The organism is Sulfitobacter sp. KMM 9851 (assembly GCF_057178245.1).
Genome location: NZ_CM169991.1, coordinates 3052297 through 3070215 on the forward strand (window position 1 = coordinate 3052297; position 17919 = coordinate 3070215).

General features: G+C 57.5%; 15 protein-coding genes. 10 read left to right on the forward strand and 5 right to left on the reverse strand.

Annotated elements, in window-relative coordinates:
• The first annotated feature begins 9 nt into the window (after positions 1 to 9).
• A complete protein-coding gene (locus AC1965_RS15145; protein WP_483884679.1) occupies positions 10 to 1227 on the forward strand; it encodes a cation:proton antiporter in 1218 nt (405 codons plus the stop codon).
• A gap of 6 nt (positions 1228 to 1233) precedes the next feature.
• Here the strand turns inward: AC1965_RS15145 and AC1965_RS15150 are convergent, their stop codons facing one another.
• Entirely contained in the window at positions 1234 to 1857 is a 624-nt protein-coding gene (locus tag AC1965_RS15150) for a response regulator transcription factor (RefSeq protein WP_483884680.1), read from the reverse strand.
• A 1-nt stretch (position 1858) separates the two neighbouring features.
• Positions 1859 to 4363: a PAS domain-containing sensor histidine kinase gene (locus AC1965_RS15155; RefSeq protein WP_483884681.1), complete on the reverse strand. Its 2505-nt coding sequence runs from the start codon at positions 4361 to 4363 to the stop codon at positions 1859 to 1861.
• Between the two features lie 329 nt (positions 4364 to 4692).
• Between AC1965_RS15155 and AC1965_RS15160 the strand changes: the two genes are divergently transcribed.
• A complete protein-coding gene (locus tag AC1965_RS15160; RefSeq protein WP_483884682.1) occupies positions 4693 to 4881 on the forward strand; it encodes a hypothetical protein in 189 nt (62 codons plus the stop codon).
• 14 nt (positions 4882 to 4895) lie between these two features.
• On the opposite strand, the gene AC1965_RS15165 is transcribed toward AC1965_RS15160, so the two are convergent.
• Positions 4896 to 5501, reverse strand: coding sequence for a LuxR C-terminal-related transcriptional regulator (locus tag AC1965_RS15165; RefSeq protein WP_483884683.1), 606 nt, complete (start codon positions 5499 to 5501; stop codon positions 4896 to 4898).
• Positions 5502 to 5599: 98 nt separating this feature from the next.
• On the opposite strand from AC1965_RS15165, the gene AC1965_RS15170 reads away from it, so the two are divergent.
• The 7 genes from AC1965_RS15170 (at position 5600) to AC1965_RS15200 (ending at position 13538) form a co-directional block, all read left to right on the forward strand.
• Entirely contained in the window at positions 5600 to 6799 is a 1200-nt protein-coding gene (locus AC1965_RS15170; protein ID WP_483884684.1) for a substrate-binding domain-containing protein, read from the forward strand.
• A 62-nt stretch (positions 6800 to 6861) separates the two neighbouring features.
• On the forward strand, positions 6862 to 7629 hold the full coding sequence (locus AC1965_RS15175; RefSeq protein WP_483884685.1) for an ABC transporter ATP-binding protein: 768 nt from the start codon (positions 6862 to 6864) through the stop codon (positions 7627 to 7629).
• A complete protein-coding gene (locus AC1965_RS15180; RefSeq protein ID WP_483884686.1) occupies positions 7626 to 8330 on the forward strand; it encodes an ABC transporter ATP-binding protein in 705 nt (234 codons plus the stop codon). The genes AC1965_RS15175 and AC1965_RS15180 overlap by 4 nt, the downstream gene beginning before the upstream one ends.
• An 8-nt stretch (positions 8331 to 8338) precedes the next feature.
• Complete coding sequence (locus AC1965_RS15185) at positions 8339 to 9331, forward strand: branched-chain amino acid ABC transporter permease (protein ID WP_483884687.1); 993 nt, start codon at positions 8339 to 8341, stop codon at positions 9329 to 9331.
• Between the two features lie 7 nt (positions 9332 to 9338).
• Positions 9339 to 10409, forward strand: coding sequence for a branched-chain amino acid ABC transporter permease (locus tag AC1965_RS15190; RefSeq protein WP_483884688.1), 1071 nt, complete (start codon positions 9339 to 9341; stop codon positions 10407 to 10409).
• Entirely contained in the window at positions 10409 to 11257 is an 849-nt protein-coding gene (locus tag AC1965_RS15195; RefSeq protein WP_483884689.1) for an alpha/beta fold hydrolase, read from the forward strand. Before AC1965_RS15190 ends, AC1965_RS15195 begins: the two co-directional genes overlap by 1 nt.
• 205 nt (positions 11258 to 11462) lie before the next feature.
• Complete coding sequence (locus AC1965_RS15200) at positions 11463 to 13538, forward strand: sensor histidine kinase (RefSeq protein WP_483884690.1); 2076 nt, start codon at positions 11463 to 11465, stop codon at positions 13536 to 13538.
• A gap of 199 nt (positions 13539 to 13737) precedes the next feature.
• Here the strand turns inward: AC1965_RS15200 and AC1965_RS15205 are convergent, their stop codons facing one another.
• Positions 13738 to 14592 (reverse strand): fumarylacetoacetate hydrolase family protein, encoded by an 855-nt coding sequence (locus AC1965_RS15205; protein ID WP_483884691.1) that lies wholly within the window; start codon positions 14590 to 14592, stop codon positions 13738 to 13740.
• 230 nt (positions 14593 to 14822) lie between these two features.
• On the opposite strand from AC1965_RS15205, the gene AC1965_RS15210 reads away from it, so the two are divergent.
• Positions 14823 to 15971 carry an aminotransferase class V-fold PLP-dependent enzyme gene (locus tag AC1965_RS15210; protein WP_483884692.1) on the forward strand — a complete coding sequence of 383 codons (1149 nt, stop codon included), beginning with the start codon at positions 14823 to 14825 and terminating at the stop codon, positions 15969 to 15971.
• A 51-nt stretch (positions 15972 to 16022) separates the two neighbouring features.
• Here the strand turns inward: AC1965_RS15210 and AC1965_RS15215 are convergent, their stop codons facing one another.
• Positions 16023 to 17834 carry a sensor histidine kinase gene (locus tag AC1965_RS15215; RefSeq protein WP_483884693.1) on the reverse strand — a complete coding sequence of 604 codons (1812 nt, stop codon included), beginning with the start codon at positions 17832 to 17834 and terminating at the stop codon, positions 16023 to 16025.
• Positions 17835 to 17919 lie beyond the last annotated feature (85 nt).

Here is a 17919-nt window from a genome sequence, read left to right on the forward strand (position 1 = left end):
AGGGATACCATGACGTCACCCACCCTATTGCTGCTTGTCATCCTAGCGGCCTTTGCCCTCTACGCCCTGCTGAGCGATGTCATTTCCCGTAGTATCCTGACACTGCCGATCCTGTTTTCCGGTCTGGGGCTGGCATTGGCCGAACCGGTGGCGCGGCATACGGACCCGGCCCTGATTGATCAGGGCAAGCGTCTGCTGGCTGAGGTGACCCTGATCCTGATCCTTTTTGCCGATGCCAGCCACGTGCGCTTTGCCAAGCTGCGGGCGAATTGGCAGCTGCCAGCCCGCATGCTGGTCATCGGTATGCCGTTGACCGTGGCATTGGGCACTGCCGTGGCCTATTGGCTTGATCCAACGGCGGGGATCGCCATGGCACTGCTGACCGCTGCGGTATTGACCCCAACCGACGCCGCCCTGGGGCAGGCCATCGTCACCAACCATGATCTCCCGCTTCGACTGAGCCAGACGATCAATGTCGAAAGCGGCCTCAACGATGGATTGGCGCTGCCGTTTGTGCTGCTGGGCGCGACCCTGGCCAGTACCAGCGCAACTGACTTTGATACCGGCGCACTCGCCCTGGATACACTGGGTCAGGTGGTACTTGGCCCGCTGGCGGGCATCGCAGTTGGCTGGATCATGGCGCGGGCTACCGACATCGCCCAAACGCGCGGCTGGATGGGCGAAGCGGCCGGGGGCATTGTGTTTCTGAGCACCGCATTTGCCAGCTATCTTGTCGCGGAGCATCTGGGTGGCAACGGATTTATCGCAGCCTTTGTCGCGGGCATGACCTTTGGCAATTGTTATCGGCACGACATCCACTTCATCACCGAATTCATGGACGATGTGGGCCAGTTGCTGACAATGGCGGCCTTTCTGGTGTTTGGCGCGCTATTGCTACCCGAGGGGTTGGCGCATGTCACACCGCGCGTTCTAATGCTGTCGGTCCTGTTCCTGACCCTCGTGCGCATGGTGCCGATTTTCGTATCTCTGACGGGCAGCGGAATACGTGCCGGCGACAAACTCTTTCTTGGCTGGTTCGGGCCGCGCGGACTGGCATCCATTCTTTTTACGCTGATCATCCTGGAAGAGTACAACCTCTCGGGTGCCGAGGACCTGCTGGCCTGCGTCACGTTGACAGTCGGCCTGTCGGTTATCCTGCACGGGTTCACGGCCACGCCGCTGGCCCGCTATATCGTGGGCCAGAACACCATTTCCAATGACAGGTAGGTTGATTTATTCAGGATTCGTCAGATCAAACGCTTCCAAATGAAAGCGGACGAGCTGGGCGACCGACTCCGCTTCGAGTTTGCGCATCACGCGGGCACGGTGCACTTCGACGGTCTTGATGGAAATCTGCAGCTCCGCAGCGATGTCGCGGTTTGATTTACCCGCAGCGACCAGCAGAAACACGCGGTGCTCTTGCGGCGTGAGCCGACTGAGGAGTTCAGCGGCTTCGGATTCTGCATCATTGGCAGCGCGCCGGGCCTCGTCCTTCAACAGAGCCGTATTGATCAGGTCCAGCATATCCTGATTGGAAAAGGGTTTTTCGATGAAATCCACGGCGCCGGCCTTCATCGCTTTGACCGCAGTGGTTACGTCGCCAAAAGCTGTCATCAGAATGATCGGCGCCTTGATCTGGCGCGCGATCATCGCTTTTTGCAACTCAAGCCCGCTCATCCCCGGCATGCGTACGTCGGTGACGACACAGGACACGCCACTGTCATCATAGGCTGCGAGAAAGTCCAGCGCCGACCCGAACGCCACCGTGTGTATGTCGACCGATTCCAACAGCCATACCAGCGACTCTCTGACCGCAGCGTCGTCATCGACAACATAGACGATAGAATTTCTTTTCATGCTATTCCTGTCCTGCCAGCGGCAGCGTCACAGACAGGCACGCACCGCTTTCATTGGATTTAGTGATTTCGATGCTGCCGCCGTGAGAATCCACGATGGCCGCGCATATAGCCAAGCCAACGCCCAAACCCTTTTCTTTGGTCGACCTAAAGGCCTGAAACGCTGTTTCGGGGCTGATCCCGGCGCAAAAACCGTTGCCGTCGTCTGCCATGACGATGGTGATCACTTCGTCCTGGCAGCGCGTTTCAACGCGCACTTGAGCATGTGGGCGACCGGCTTCAATACAGGCCTCGATGCCGTTCTTGATTAGATTGATCAATAACTGTTCGATCTCGATCTTGGCGCAGGTCAACACGGCGTCTCCGGTGTGGTCGTCAAAGATCACATCAACACCGGAGGACGTTATTTCGGCCTGAATGAGCAGTTTCACCGCCGACAGGATGTCGTCAAAGGGCACATCGGCGCGCACTGCATCGCTGCTGTGAAGATAGGTGGACATTGACCGCAGGATGGCACTGGCGCGTTCGGACTGGTTGACCATATTTGTCAGCACGGCAATCATATCGTCCCGCTTGAGCTGGTTATTCTTTGCCCGCAGGACACAGCCTGCGGCAAAATTATGAATTGCAGCCAGAGGCTGGTTAAGTTCATGGGCGATCGAAGCGGTCATCTGTCCAAGGGTTTCACGCCGGTTCAGCAGTTGCAGCGCCGCTTCGTGCGAGCGCAGTTTTTCCTCGCTGGCCACCCTTTTGGTGATATCGGATGCGATCGTCAGCAGGCTGCCGTCTGCCACGACGTAATCCGTTACCTCAAGCCAGCGGCCATCAGGCATCTGCACGCGGGTGAAATCCGCAGGGTTCTCGCGGCGGTTCTTGCGCGCGCGTTCCCAACGCTCTTTGCCGTCCGTTGGCTTACCGAGTTTTCCGCCGGTGAAAAACCTTTCATGCAGCGTCTCGAATTTTTCACCCAGAATCTCGCCGCTGACCGCCCCTGGCAAGAAATTCGCACGGTAGTTTTCGTTGCAGTATACGACCCGGTCCTCGCTGTCATACAACGCCACGATGGTGGAAATCTTCTCGAACGCCAGAGCGAGCGCATCGACGGCTCTTTTACGTTCCGACTCTGCTGCGACGATTTCGGTACGGTCAAACGACGTGCCCCTGAATCCGGCAAGCGCGCCGTCGCTGTCATAATAGGGTTTACCGGATACGTCGACATGATGAACCTTGCCGTCGTCGCGTTGCAACATCACACGCAGATTGCGGAACGGCGTCTGTGCGGCAAGGCGTCTGCGGACAACGTCATAATCAAGCGCGGTTGTATCGACGCCACATTCGGCCATCGTCTTGTGCAATGTGAAAAAGCTGCTGCCATCCGGCACGTCCTGACTTCCGCCAGACAGATAGGTAAAGCGTGTCTCGGGGTCCATTTCCCAGATCCAGTCGGTCGCGCTTTCGGTGAAATCACGAAATCGGCTGCCGCTTTCGGCAAGGTCGGTCATCGCTTGCTGGTGATCTGTGACATCTTGAATTGCGGCAATCAGACGGACACCTTTTGTCGTGGGCAGTCGGCGCAGGCAGGCGCGTAGATAGATCGTTCGACCGTCTCTTGCTACGAAACGCACGTTCTCGATCTGGTCGTTCTCCAAACCGGACATCGCCGTTTCGACGCCATCGCTGTTCCCCACGCCGCGTTGCCACAGCGAGAAAATCAAATTCGCATCACTATCAAGCAGCTTTTCCACCTCGGTGGAAATATCTTTGAGCGTTCCGTCCGTATCCCATTCCAGATAACCGACGCCCGCAACGTCAGCGGCCAGCGCACGCTTGGCTTCGCTAATTGCTACGTTGTACTCGGCCTTCTCAAGCTCCGTCTGGTCCATGACAACCACCAAAACGCCCATAACCTGATTGCGTTTGGTCACAGGCAAATAGGTTGCAGATCCATTTTCACGGTCCAACTCGGGGCGGCTAAAATCAAAATGCCACGTCACCTGTCGACCGGACATGGCCTTTTCGAGGTTGGGCATGATCGTGAGCAGAATGTCGTCAGGGATCAGCGAAGACAGTTTTTGCCCAATCACCTGAGCCGGTGGTTTTCCCAGAACCTTGCAATACGCCCGATTGGCAAAGCCGTAGCGAAAATCAGGCGTAATATAGGCTGCTTGCAACGGCAGCGAGTTCAACATGCTGTGCAACTGATTGCCAGCATCCGTGACCGGATCGACGATCGTGCCAAATCTTCTGAACTCGCGGATGCGTGTGACCAGAATAATCAGGATGCCCAGTATTAGCAGTACCAGCGCAATTTCGGCGGGATGCTGAAACACCGGGTATTCGCCCGGAGTATAGGCCAAGTATAGGGCCGCGGCGATCATGCAATTTGTAGCAAACGCGACATAGGCCCCAACCTTGAACAGCCGGTCGCCGGACATCCGATAGATCATCACCGCCAGGCCAGTGTATAGGCACAGCACTGTCAGACTGAATATTGAAATCAGACTCATTACAGCCCCCAACCCTGCCAAATGATTCTACGAAAGCCCGCAGATGTCCATTAGGGGAAACCCCTATGCCACCGCATATCGCAGCGAAGCGCGATAGGCATTGTCTCCGCTTCGCTCTTTCGGTCAGGATAATGCGCGATGACACGCGATATTCTGTTAACCAGAACAATGCGATGCTGCGACGACTAGGGGTTTACCCGTAGCACCCACAGGCTTTGCCCAATATCCCACCTGATAATCGTTAAAGTAGAATGGTTATGGCCCAGCCTTTGTTGGGACCGTTTCTATCAGGCCTTCCGATGAAAAAATCACCAGATCAAGGAAATAAGATGCTTAAAGAGTTGACACGATCCAAGCCTGCACCCACGCCACTGGAACTGAAATTCGTCGACGACATGTACGCCAAAGCGGATATGTTGATGGCGAAACAGTTGCTACAGATCGGTACTCAGAAAATGTCATCGTCGCCTACTGTGGCGAACACGACGGAAATCGACTGCGACTGCGACGACGAATAACCGTCCTATCAGCGCTAAATTGCGCTTTTCGAGACGACATGTTCGCTGTCGATTCCGCCCAGCGAATGAAACAGCCCAGACGTATTGCTCACCCCAAATTTCTTGAGCAACTTGGCGCGGTACACCTCGACCGTGCGATGCGAGATATCCAGTTTGATCGCAATTTCCTTGCTTGTCAGCCCTTCTGACAGATGGCTCAATATTTCACGCTCGCGCCGGGTCAGCGGCAGGTAAGGACGATCAGCCGATAGGTCGGCAAAGCTCCAGACCGCGCGATCCAGCGGCGTTTCTGGGGTAAACGAATGACCGCGCACCCGGCACCAGAACAGGCTGCCATCTTTGCGCGCCATGATCCGTTCGTCCCAATACGTGTTGGTTTCACGCAGCTGTACGACGCCTCTGTCGCGGATGTTCACAAATTCCTCGTCTGACGGATAAAGCACCGAAAACAATTGGTTGCGCAGGTCGATGCGGGCATAGCCGAACATCTGGGCAAAGGCGTTGTTGCATTCGCGGATCATGCGGTTCTGTGTCACCACCAACCCCACGGGCGCATAGATGAACGCCAGTTCGGCAAAATCGCCGTCCCGAAAGCAGTCTTCGGTACGTATTTCCACCATCTTGCTCCGATTGCATTAATTCTGGATGCTCAAATTTCAAGCTAAACGACGGGTATGCGCGGCGCAACAGCGCCCGCGCCCCGTTCAGGGAGGATACCATGAAGACATTCACGCGGATCGCCGCCGTGGCTGCGAGTGTTGCGTCATTCGCAAGCGCGGCCTTGGCCGAAGACCCGATCAAGATCGCTCTTGTTCACGGGCTGTCGGGCAGCAGTTTCGAAGCGTTTTCCAAGCAGGCCCAGACGGGATTTGAACTGGGCATCGAATATGCCACCGGCGGCACCAACACCGTCAAGGGACACCCGATTGAGTTGATCATCAAGGACACCCAGTTCAAACCCGACGTCGCCCGTGCCGTACTGGCCGAAGCATATGGCGATGACGATGTGCTGATGGCCATCGGATCGACCTCTTCTGGTGTGGCCCTGGGGATGTTGCCGATCGCCGAGGAATACGAAAAAATTCTGATCGTCGAACCCGCGGTGGCCGATAGCCTGACCGGACCAGACAGTAACCGCTATGTGTTCAAGACATCGCGCAACTCTTCGATGGACATGCAGGCGCAGGCGATTGCGTTGCAACCCGACGAAAATCTGTTCGTCGCCACCATCGCAGAAGACTACGCTTTTGGTCAGGACGGTATTGCCGCGTTCAAGGCCGCCCTTGATGGCACTGGTGCCACGGTGGTGAGCGAAGAATACGTGCCCCAAGGCACCGCAGACTTTACCGCCGCTGCCGAGCGTATGTTCAACGCCCTGAAAGACAAAGAAGGCCGCAAGGTCATCCTCGTCTACATTGCGGGTGGCGGCGACGCACCGGGCAAAATTCAGGCGTTGGACCCGTCGCGCTATGGTATCGAGATTTCGATGGGCGGGCATATCCTGCCGGTTCTGCCGACGTACAAGCGTTTCCCCGGTCTGGAAGGGGCGGTGTATTACTACTACGAAGCCTACGACAATCCGATCAATGAATGGCTGGTGAAAACACACCAAGAACGTTTCGACAGCCCGCCGGATTTCTTTACCGCAGGCGGCATGGCGGCAGCACTAGCGGCGGTCAAAGCGATCGAAACAGCCGACAGCCTTGAGACGGAAGACCTGATCAAGGCGATGGAAGGCATGACCTGGGACACGCCCAAAGGGTCGATGACCTTCCGTCCCGAAGACCATCAGGCGCTGCAATCCATGGTGCACTTCAAAATCCGTGTGGATGACAACGTCGATTGGGCGATCCCCGATCTGGTCCGCATCATCGAAGCGGATGAAATGAACATCCCCGTCGGTCGCAACAACAACTAATCGCGTCTGGGCTGGCCCCCATCCCATGTGGGCCAGCCCCCGCGACAAAGGTTTTTCCCAATATGCCGACGCCTTCGCTCATCACGCGCGATCTGACCATTCGTTTTGGCGGTCACGTTGCCGTCAACGCTGTGTCCTGCGCCTTTCACCCCGGCGAGCTGACCGTGATCGTGGGGCCGAACGGGGCGGGCAAGACCACGTATTTCAACCTGATTTCCGGCCAGCTGGCCGCCACATCCGGGCAGGTTATGAAAGGTGATGTCGATCTGACACGCATGGCCCCCTCGACGCGTGCGCGTCAGGGCGTGGGCCGCGCCTTTCAGCTGACCAATCTGTTTCCGCAGCTCTCCGTGCTTGAGAATATCCGCCTGGCCGTTCAAGCCCGCGCCGGGGACGGCTGGCGCCTGCTGCGCCCCGTCTCTCGGTTCACCGGGTTGATCCGCGATGCCGAACATTACCTTGAAGCCGCGCGGCTGACCCGTGTTGCCCATCTGCCTGCGACTGCATTGCCCCATGGCGACCAGCGCAAGCTGGAGGTGGCGCTGCTGATGGCGATGGAACCGGACATCTACATGTTTGATGAACCCACCGCTGGCATGTCGCTGGACCATGCACCCGATGTGCTGGACCTGATCGGCCAGATCAAATCCGATCCGACCAAAACCGTGCTGCTGGTCGAACACAAAATGGAGGTGGTACGCCGCCTCGCCGACCGGATCATCGTGCTGCACAACGGCGAGTTGTTGGCGGATGGCCCCCCCGATGAAGTGATGAACAGCCAGATCGTGCGGGATGTCTACCTAGGCACCGCGACGGAGGAAACCGCATGAGCCTGCTGCGCATCAATCAAATGAAGACCGATATCGGCCAGTACGCCGTGCTGCATGACGTCAGCCTTGATGTGGCCGAAGGTGGCGTGTTTGTCCTGCTGGGGCGCAATGGCGCCGGCAAGACGACGACACTGCGGTCGATCATGGGGCTGTGGAAACCCACGCCGGGGTCGGTGCAATTTGACGGCCGCGACATCACCGGGTTGCACACCGCCGACATCGCCCGCCGTGGCATTGCTTATGTACCGGAAAACATGGGTATCTTTGGCAGCCTGACGGTCGAGGAAAACTTGATCCTGGCCACTGCCAAGGGGCAGTTTGACGAAGCGCGGCTGAGACGCATCTATACGCTGTTCCCCGCGTTGGAACGGTTCTGGACCAAACAGGCGTGGAGCCTTTCGGGCGGGCAGAAACAGATGCTGGCTGTGGCCCGCGCCATCGTAGAGCCCCGGCGACTGATCCTGATTGACGAGCCGACAAAGGGGCTGGCGCCCGCCATCGTTGCGGCAATGGCCGACGCTTTTGTCGAGATTTCACAGGATGCTACGATCCTGTTGGTCGAACAGAATTTCCACTTTGCCAAAAGCATCGGCCGCGACATGGCCGTGATCGACGATGGGCGGGTGGTGCACAGCGGCACTATGGCGGGCTTTGCCGCCGACAAGGATTTGCAAAATCGGCTGCTGGGCTTGGCCGCATGAGGAAATACATGGAACGAATTTCGGACATTATGGGCCGTCTCGGCGGGGTTTATCTGCTGCCGCTGGTCCTTGCCCTCGTCGCTTTTGTGCTGATCGGTGCACCATCGTCCTGGGCGACACTGACCGTGGCGGGGCTGGCGATGGGGATGATGGTGTTTCTGATGGCCTCAGGGCTCAGCCTGATCTTTGGATTGATGGACGTGCTCAACTTTGGTCATTCCGCGTTTATCAGCTTTGGCGCGTTTGTTGCCGCCTCGGTATTGGCCGCGCTTAGCGGTTGGTTGGGGGCGGATAATGTGCTGCTGAACATTGCGGCACTCGGTCTTGCCATCATTGCCGCGATGTCCTTTGGCCTTGCCGCAGGGTGGTTCTTTGAAACGGTGATCATCCGCCCCGTTTATCATGATCATTTGCGCCAGATCCTGATCACCATGGGCGCGCTGATCGTGTCAGAGCAGATCATCCTCGCCGTCTGGGGCGGCACACCAATCACGGTTCTGCGGCCACAGTTCCTTGAAGGAGCGTGGATCATTGGGGATGTCAGCATCGAGATCTACCGCATCTTTGCCTTTGGCCTGGGGCTGGCGGCGTTCATCGGCCTATACCTTGTTTTGAACCGCACCCGCATCGGGCTGCTGGTACGCGCCGGCGTGGAAAACCGCGAAATGGTTGAAGCACTCGGCTTTCGCATCGACCGGTTATTCATCGGCGTTTTCATGGTCGGCTCGGCGCTGGCGGCGGTGGGCGGTGCGATGTGGGCGGGATACGAGACGTTGATCACTCCGGCGCTCGGCGGTGAGATGATGATCGTGGTCTTTATTGTGGTCATCATTGGCGGCCTAGGCTCCATCGAAGGCACGCTTCTGGGGGCGCTTTTGGTCGGGCTGACGGCGAACTACGTCGGCTTTCTGGCGCCGAAACTGGCGTTGGCCAGCAATATGATCCTGATGACGGCGATCCTGCTGTGGCGGCCCAATGGGTTGCGCCCGGCGGTGAAGTGAGGTGAGCATGCAGACCAAATCAACCTATGGCACCATCGCGGTAAAAACTGCCGTGCTGATCATCGCCACCCTGCTGCTGTTTGCACCGTTTCTGTTTCAGGACGTGCGTGCGTTGGAAGTGGCAGCGCGCATCTGTATCTTTATCGTGCTGGTAGCCAGCTATGACCTGCTGATCGGCTACACCGGGATCGTCAGCTTTGCACATACCATGTTCTTTGGTTTTGGCGCTTATGGCGCTGCGATCCTGCTGCGGCAGATGGGGGCGGGTTGGGATGCTGTGCTGCTTGGGGGGCTGTCCGGTGTGCTTGTTTCGGTTATCGTCGCCACCGCCGTGGGGCTGCTTAGCTTGCGGGTCAAGGCGATCTTTTTTGCGATGATCACCTTGGCCACCGCGTCGGTCGCGCTGGTGCTGGCATCGCAGTTGTCACAGTTCACCGGCGGCGAGGATGGCATCACCTACCGCGCGCCGGACCTTTTCAAACCCGCGACCAAGCTGATGGTAGATGCCGATGGCAAGGTGGTAACGCTGTTCGGGGTCAAGTTGAACGGCAAGCTGGCGGCCTATTATTTCGTGTTTTTCACGTCACTGGCGCTGTTCCTATTGATGCTGCGCGTGGTGGCCGCCCCGCTGGGCGCGGTGTTGAAGGCCATCCGCGAAAACGAAGCCCGCGCCGAGGCGATTGGATATCGCGTCGTGGCCTACCGCACCTTTGTGTTCTGCCTGTCGGCGGCGATCGCGTCGCTCGCCGGGACAGTCTATGCGGTCTGGCTGAAATACACCGGTCCGGACACCACGCTGAGCTTTGCCATCATGATCGACATCTTATTGATGGTCGTGATTGGGGGCATGGGCACGATGTGGGGTGCGGTTGTGGGCGCGGTGTTGATGGTCATGGCGCAATATTACCTGCGCGATCTGATGGGCGCTGCGGCTGAGGCAACGGCGAACATTCCCCTGCTGCCGGAATTGCTTAACCCTGACCGCTGGCTGTTCTGGCTGGGCATTATCTTTATCCTTCTGGTCTATTTCTTTCCGCGCGGGATTACCGGCACGGTGATGCAGAAAGGCGTGCGCTGATGTCCTTGCCGCGCTTTGCCTTTGTGCCGGTCATGGATCATGAAATCCACGTGACCGAATGGGGCGATCCGGCCAACCCCGCGCTTGTCATGTCTCACGGGTTGGCGCGGACGGGCCGCGACTTTGACGAAGTGGCGCAGGCCCTTTCAGACAGCTTTCACGTGCTTTGCCCCGACATGATCGGCCGCGGCATGTCCAGTTGGTCGCAGAATCCCGATGCCGAATACTCGGTTGAATATTACGCGGGCATCGCCGCCGATTTGCTGGACCACTACAAAATTGACAGCTCAGCGTGGCTCGGCACGTCGCTGGGTGGGTTGATTGGTATGCGCCTTGCCTCTGGTCGTGATTCAGACCGGATCACTGCGCTGATCATCAACGACATCGGGCCCGAACTGCCCGACGCCGCAATCGACCGTATTTTGTCCTATGTCGGCGAGTTGCCAAAATTTGCGGATTTTGCCGAAGCGCAGATATGGCTGCGTACCGTTTACGCGCCCTTTGGTCCAGCGTCCGACCGTTTCTGGCAGCGCATGGCGCGCACATCATTGCGGCGACGGGATGATGGCCAGTTGACGTTGCATTACGACCCGCGCATCACGACCCAGTTTACCGCTTCCCGGCATGAACTGCGCAGTTGGGATCGTTGGCAGGATATCCGCACGCCCTGTCACCTGTTTCGCGGCGCACAGTCGGATCTGCTGCTGCCCGACACGGCGGCGCGGATGTGTGCCTCCGGGCCGCGACCCGGCCTTTCTGAAATCGGTGACTGTGGCCATGCGCCAACACTTTCCAATCCGTCAGACATCAAAGCGCTGCGCGGGGTTTTGCGCAATCTTAGGCGCTAGATCCTCGGTCCCGTGGTCAAAACCATTGCGATGCTGCGGTCGCTTTAGAGTCTTTACAGCCACAAGTAGTATCTTTGGCACGGGTGCACGCGCTTTGCCCTAGGCAAATCAATTCAGCATACGCCATGGTCAGTCAAACTTGGATCAGGGTCGCACGGGCCCCGATTTCGTGCGGCATCGGCATTAACGCCTGAAAGGACAAGGTTTGGCCAAAGTCACCAAGACACCTGCGACTGGGGGCTCCTCGCAGCGCATCAAACGGATCGTGATCCTGCTGACTTTCGGTCTGGTTATCCTTGGTTTTGGCTATCGGATCGAAGATCTATCCTATCAGACCTACGTGCAGGATCTGGAAATGGAAGCGACAATTGAACTGATCGAAGTGCGCGAAAAGATTCAGACTGAGATATTCGACCAGATCCTGAAGCTGCGCGAACTGGCGACGATCATCAGTGAAAACCCCCGCATCAATCAGCAAGAGTTTGGCGCGCGGGCACAGGATTTTCTGGACAAAAACCCAGACGTGATCAACGTCGCAGCCGCACCGGATCAGGTGGTGACAATCGTCCACCCGCTGAAGGGAAACGAGAGCGTGATCGGGTTGGATTACCGAACCAACGCCGAACAATACCCCAAGGTATTGCAGGCGATGGAGACCGGCGAAGGTTTGGTAACCGGCCCTGTGAACCTGGTGCAAGGTGGTCAGGGGCTGATCCTGAGGCAGCCGGTTTTTTACGCGATGAGCGATGGGGACACCGCGCCAAGGCGCGCCTGGGGGATCCTGTCGATGGTGGTCGACTATCAGCGCTTTGTCGAAAAGCTAAAGATCAACGAAATCGAAGAGCGTTATGATGTCGTCATCCGCGAGGTCAACAGTGACGGCCTTGTGGAGCAGATAATCCTGGGCGATCCCGATGTAGCCCTGCACGATCCGATCACGCTGGGCTTCAACTTCTCGATCGGGCAGTGGGAAATGGCCGCCACGACCGACGGCGGCTGGCCAGCACAGCGGCCAAACTACGCCCGACGTTGGCTGATACGGATCGTCGGAATATCGGCGGCGATGGCGCTTTTGTCGTACATCATGAGACTGGCCGAGACCCGTCGCATCGCGGAATCACGCCTCTATAATGGGATCGAAGCCCTGGATCATGGGTTCGTCATGTTCGACCCCGATGGAAATCTGGTGGTGCATAATGACAAGTACAAGGAAATGCACAGCGCGCGCGATGTTGTCGCCCCCGGCGTTACATATGAAAGCATCGTGCGCGACAGCATTCAACGCGGGCTGGTACCAGACGCCATTGGCAACGAAAAAGAGTGGGTTCGCATCTGGTTAGAAAAGCAGGAACAGGGCGCTTTTGACACCGAACAGCGCATGCTGGACGGGCGGATCATCAAGACCTCGGACCGACGGATGAAAGATGGCAGCATCGTGGGCCTGCGCATCGACGTAACTGACCTCAAAAAAGCGCAACTGGCCGCTGAGAACGCGAACAAGGCCAAGACAGACTTCATGGGTGTGCTTAGCCACGAATTGCGCACACCGCTGACTGTGATCCTGGGCCATGTGCGGCTGGCACGCCATTTCGACAAACAGCCTGTCGCGCGCGCGCTGTCCGATGCCATCAACGAATTGCCCGGTGGCCCGGAAAACTTGCAACCCAGATTAGAAGCAACCTTCGACAAGATGTCGCAAATCATGAGCACTGTGGAGCGGTCTGGGAACCACCTGCTCATGCTTATCAACGAAGTGCTGGATTTTGCCAAGATCGACGCAGGCGGCTTGTCGATCGAAAAGGAACCTGTCGATATCGACGATATCGTTGAGCCTGCCGTCGATCAGATGCGCCCACTGGTCGAAGACAAAGGGTTGCAGTTTGACGTTATCTGCCAGCCCGGCATCCTGATTGCCGATGCCAAACGGGTTCAACAGATTTTGATCAACCTTATCAGCAATGCCGCCAAATTTTCGGATGCAGGGGAAGTCCGGCTCGTGGTCACGAACACCGGCGACACGATGGAATTCCGGGTGTCAGACAGTGGTATCGGCATCCCGGAGGCAGAGCTGGAGCGCGTGTTTGAGCCGTTCCATCAGGTCGATTCCAGCGCCGCGCGTCGCTTTGGCGGCACCGGACTTGGCCTTGCCATTTCGCGCGATATTGCATTGGCGCACGGCGGCAGCCTGACTGCCACAAGCGTCGAAGGCGAAGGCAGTACATTCCTGCTAACCCTACCGCTACAGGAGCAAGCGTCTATCGAGACAGGCCTTTCCGACTAAGCGCGGAGCGCACGTCGCGGATGGGCCTGCAGGTACAGGGGCTAAAGTTCGGTCAAGTTGACCAACGTGCGCGCGCCATGCAAGAGTTTTGAGGCGTCAGTCGTTGTCATGTGGCACCCGCCCGTGGTTGGATACCGCTCAAGATAGAGCGCCGCCCTACCGAAATTTTCGGATCATTGCCTTGAACGCCGCATCATAATCAGCCTTTTGCTAACGGCGTCACGCTCTGGGTCTGCTCACCAAGACCTTCGATCCCCAACCGCACCTGATCGCCGGGCTTGAGAAACCGGGGCGGTTTGAACCCTGCCCCAACACCCGGAGGAGTGCCGGTGCAAATCAGATCACCGGGTTCCAACCGGGTGAATTCTGACATGTAGGATACGATCGTCGCCACGTCGAAAATCATCCGCGCCGTGCTGCCATCCTGTACGCGCTCGCCGTTGACCTCCAGCCACATGGCAAGCCGACCCGGATCTGGCACTTCGTCGCGGGTGACCAGCATCGGACCCGTCGGGCAGAAGTTGGGGAAACTTTTGCCTTTGGTCCACTGCCCGCCACGTTCCTGCTGCCACGCCCTTTCGGATACATCGTTGACGACGCAATAGCCCAACACGTGATCAAGCGCGTCTGCGTGACTGACGTTTAACGCAGATTTTCCGATTACCACACCCAGTTCGACCTCCCAGTCGAGTTTGGTCATCTTGTCGGACCACAGGATCGGGTCATTTGGGCCGCAGTAGGTCACGCTTGATTTGTTGAACAGGATCGGCTCGTCGGGCACGGGCAGACCGGCCTCGGCCGCGTGATCGGAATAGTTCAGTCCGATACACCAGATATTGCGGGGCTGTGCGACGGGTGCTGCGATACGCTTGTCTTTCGTATCCAGTATCGGCAGCGTGGTCAGATCGACGCCGCGCAGTCGATCAAATAGGCCTTCGATGACCTGCGGCGTGAAGTCCGGCACTATGCCCGATACATCCCGCGCCACCCCATCGTGGTCCAAGACAGTGGGCGTTTTGACCCCTTGCCGATCCCCAAACCGCATCAATTTCATCGCGCAACTCTCCTGTTTCTCCCGGACCACAGGGCGGACCATAGTCATCTTAGTGCTCAACGCCAGTGTATTTTCAGGGTATTTTCCACCAACCTTGGCGTGCTGGGCAACGTTCACCACGGCATCAGGGCGGCGCGTTGGGCCGTCGTGTTGGCAAACACCTCTGTCAAAACGGACGAACTGCGGTTAATTGGGCTGACCCCAAAGCCCGATGCGCGAGGATACGAGCAATGCAAAAAACCGCCACGCCAGATGGGTCGGGATATTTTCTCTATCACTCCATTGGCCAATACCCTGACAAAGCCAGCGAGATGCGCCGCGCAACGGCGGACTTTGCCGACCTCTGGGGCTGTTTTGACGACAGCCAGTGGCCAAACGTCTTGCCGCTCAAGACACGCTTTATCGATGGTTGGTCACAACTGATAAACGCGCCCCGCGGTACGTTGACCACTGCGGAAAATGTCACCGTGGCGCTATATTCGCTGATCGGCGCCCTGCCCGCCCAGCATCTGCGCGGCAAGCGGGTGCTGGTGGCGCAGGATTGCTTTCCTTCACTGCACTTTTTGCTGGCGGGCATTGCAGATCGGTTTGAGTTTACACTGGATACCGTGCCGCTGCGCCAAGGCGCAACTTGGGTCGAAGACGATGACATGATTGCCCAGTGGGGCGATGATGTCGGTCTGGCACTGCTGACCTGGGTTACGTCGACCGCGTCACATCGTTGCAACCTAGACAGGCTGGTCGCACATGGACGTGCCAAGGGCAGCCTTGTTGGTGTGGACATTACCCAGGCTGCCGGGTTGCTGGATTTTGACGTGATGGCTCCGGTTGTGGATTTCACCCTTTCAACCAGTCTGAAATGGCTCTGTGGCACCTCCGGCGCTGGCATTTTGCACGTGGCCGAACCCTTACTGCACCATTGTACGCCCGAATTGCGAGGCTGGTTTTCGCAGGAGAACCCGTTTTCGTGGGATCTGGACAAGTTCACCTTTGCCCCGGACAGTCGGCGCTTTGATCACGGCACGCCTGCGATGATGGCACTGGCGGCGTCCCTGCCTGCGCTGGAATGGAACCTCGCCCAGCCGCCGCACCGTCTGCGCGATCATAACCGCGCCCTGACGGCACAGCTAATTTCGCTTGCCGATGATCTGGCATTGCCGCTGGCCACCCCGCGCACCGAAGACGCGCGGGGAGGAAGCGTCATGATCCGCTGCCCCTCAGCCGAGGCCAGCAATGCCGCAGTTGCCGCGCTGCGTGAGGCGGCGGTCTTCACCGACGCGCGCGGCGCAACATTGCGACTGTCGCCGGGGATCTGTACGACCAATCAGGGTATTGCACGCCTCGCGGCGACCCTGCGCGCGTGCATGGTCGGAGCCTGAGCGGCAGGTGGAATAGACGCCGACGTTCGGTAGCAGCCAAGCCCGTTGTGATTATGCAGCGCGGATGCTGTCAGCCGCGATGATGCCTTCATTCATGGGCCAGTCAAATGCGAATGTCGCCCCGTGACCGAGGGACGATATCAGAGTGATCTTGCCACCATGACGTTCCACCGCTTTTTTGACGATGGACAGCCCGATACCCGTGCTTTCCGCATCACCACCTGACCGAAGCGTCTGGAAAACCTGAAACACCTTTTCCTGAAACTCTGGCGCGATGCCTGGGCCGTTGTCTGTGACCGACACACGGTACCGCCCGCCTGTCGCGGTGACATTGACCTTAACCAACAGATGATCGACATCGTGATGATATTTGATCGCATTTCCCACAAGGTTTTCAATGACCTGTCGGAAATGGACGGTGTCCGTATCAACTTCGCAAACGTCGCCTGTAAGTTGCAATTGGTCAGCCTGGTGAAGCCCGAAGTCAAAAACCAGTGCAGCAATCAAGGTGTCGAGCACCACAGGCGCGTCCTCAGCCGGTTTGCGGCCGATCTGCACATAATCAAGAATACCGCGCGTCAGTTCGTTCATGCGCTGAACCCGGTCGTGAATGCGGGTCAGGTTCGCGGCGACGTCGGGGTTGGCATCAGCCGCGGCGAAATACCCTTCCAGATCTTCTTCGATCATCTCGGTCAGTGTGCCAATCCCGCGAAGTGGCGTTTTCAGGTCATGTGATGCCACATAGGCAAACTGCTCAAGCTCGTGATTTTTATTAGAAAGTGCTACGTTTGTATCCGCGAGCTTGAGAGATTCATGGCGTAGCGCAAGGGTCACTTCATCGGCATAGGCGACGGCCCGAGTATTTGCCCGCGCCATCTGGAACAATAAGGCGACAATCAAAGTCTCGATAAATAAACCTGCGATCAGGATGAACATCGGCTTCGATAGAGTATTATTTTTACGAAAGGCGCTGTTTGTCCTGATATCCACCGTCCACGTTCGGCCATATAGGTCCAGCCCAACCGTTTCCGCAAACAAGGGCTTGGGGTCATACGTAGGATCCTGCGGCTGATGTTCGTCATAGATCAACGTGTCCTCATCGCGGATGCTGAACCGGATGTCGCGCAGATCCTCGGATAACAATCCTTCCATCAACCTGTGAACCACGAAAGGCGCATAGATCGCCCCCAAAAAGGCATCCTGCCGGGCTGTAATAGTGGTCGGCCGCTCGCCCCGATAAAGGGGAGCGTAAAACAAAAAACCTGCCGTGCTGTCGGCATCCTGAACCAGCGTGATCGGCCCGGTTATGCGCGCCTTTCCTGTGTCCCTGCTTGCCAATGCCGCCGTGCGGCGGTTTCGTTCATGCGCGACATCGAGCCCCACAGCGGCAGCGTTTGTCGCTGTCGGCTCTATCAGCGTTATGGGCATTTTGATGGGCTGACTATGGGTGGGAAACACCCGGAAATCAGGGCGAAATTGCCGTTGCCGGGCGAGATATGCAATTAGGGTCTCTTCGCTATGGGCGTTGATTAACCCGATGCCATTGATCCCTGGATACCTTTCGTCGATGCGCAGGGTTCGGGCAAAAGTTTTCCACTCTTGATACGACATGTCATCGCCGTGGGATTCAACGGCCGCAACGCCAGCCCATAACGCATCTTCATATTTGTTCATGCGATCAACGATCAGCCCCAGTGCCTGATCGCGCGACGCCTCAAAAACCAACTGGGTCTGTTTCTCGACCTGATATTTCGAGAACTGCCAAGCGGTGATGGTCAGCATCAGGGACAATACAACCACAACAATGTGAAAAAGCCGGATGCGGCCTTCTGTTTGAGAAGGAATTTGTTTCAGACCAATCATCTGTCGCCCCGCTGATCTACGTTGCGGGACGGTAGTTTCAGAGGCTTAACAAATCGTGGACGGCTGATTTATCATCCACTTTTCC

Excerpts from the sequence above, each read along its gene's own strand:
- AC1965_RS15145 (WP_483884679.1), top strand. The coding sequence starts at position 10 with ATGACGTCACCCACCCTATTGCTGCTTGTCATCCTAGCGGCCTTTGCC.
- AC1965_RS15150 (WP_483884680.1), bottom strand. The coding sequence starts at position 1,857 with ATGAAAAGAAATTCTATCGTCTATGTTGTCGATGACGACGCTGCGGTC.
- AC1965_RS15155 (WP_483884681.1), bottom strand. The coding sequence starts at position 4,363 with ATGAGTCTGATTTCAATATTCAGTCTGACAGTGCTGTGCCTATACACT.
- AC1965_RS15160 (WP_483884682.1), top strand. The coding sequence starts at position 4,693 with ATGCTTAAAGAGTTGACACGATCCAAGCCTGCACCCACGCCACTGGAA.
- AC1965_RS15165 (WP_483884683.1), bottom strand. The coding sequence starts at position 5,501 with ATGGTGGAAATACGTACCGAAGACTGCTTTCGGGACGGCGATTTTGCC.
- AC1965_RS15170 (WP_483884684.1), top strand. The coding sequence starts at position 5,600 with ATGAAGACATTCACGCGGATCGCCGCCGTGGCTGCGAGTGTTGCGTCA.
- AC1965_RS15175 (WP_483884685.1), top strand. The coding sequence starts at position 6,862 with ATGCCGACGCCTTCGCTCATCACGCGCGATCTGACCATTCGTTTTGGC.
- AC1965_RS15180 (WP_483884686.1), top strand. The coding sequence starts at position 7,626 with ATGAGCCTGCTGCGCATCAATCAAATGAAGACCGATATCGGCCAGTAC.
- AC1965_RS15185 (WP_483884687.1), top strand. The coding sequence starts at position 8,339 with ATGGAACGAATTTCGGACATTATGGGCCGTCTCGGCGGGGTTTATCTG.
- AC1965_RS15190 (WP_483884688.1), top strand. The coding sequence starts at position 9,339 with ATGCAGACCAAATCAACCTATGGCACCATCGCGGTAAAAACTGCCGTG.
- AC1965_RS15195 (WP_483884689.1), top strand. The coding sequence starts at position 10,409 with ATGTCCTTGCCGCGCTTTGCCTTTGTGCCGGTCATGGATCATGAAATC.
- AC1965_RS15205 (WP_483884691.1), bottom strand. The coding sequence starts at position 14,592 with ATGAAATTGATGCGGTTTGGGGATCGGCAAGGGGTCAAAACGCCCACT.
- AC1965_RS15210 (WP_483884692.1), top strand. The coding sequence starts at position 14,823 with ATGCAAAAAACCGCCACGCCAGATGGGTCGGGATATTTTCTCTATCAC.
- AC1965_RS15215 (WP_483884693.1), bottom strand. The coding sequence starts at position 17,834 with ATGATTGGTCTGAAACAAATTCCTTCTCAAACAGAAGGCCGCATCCGG.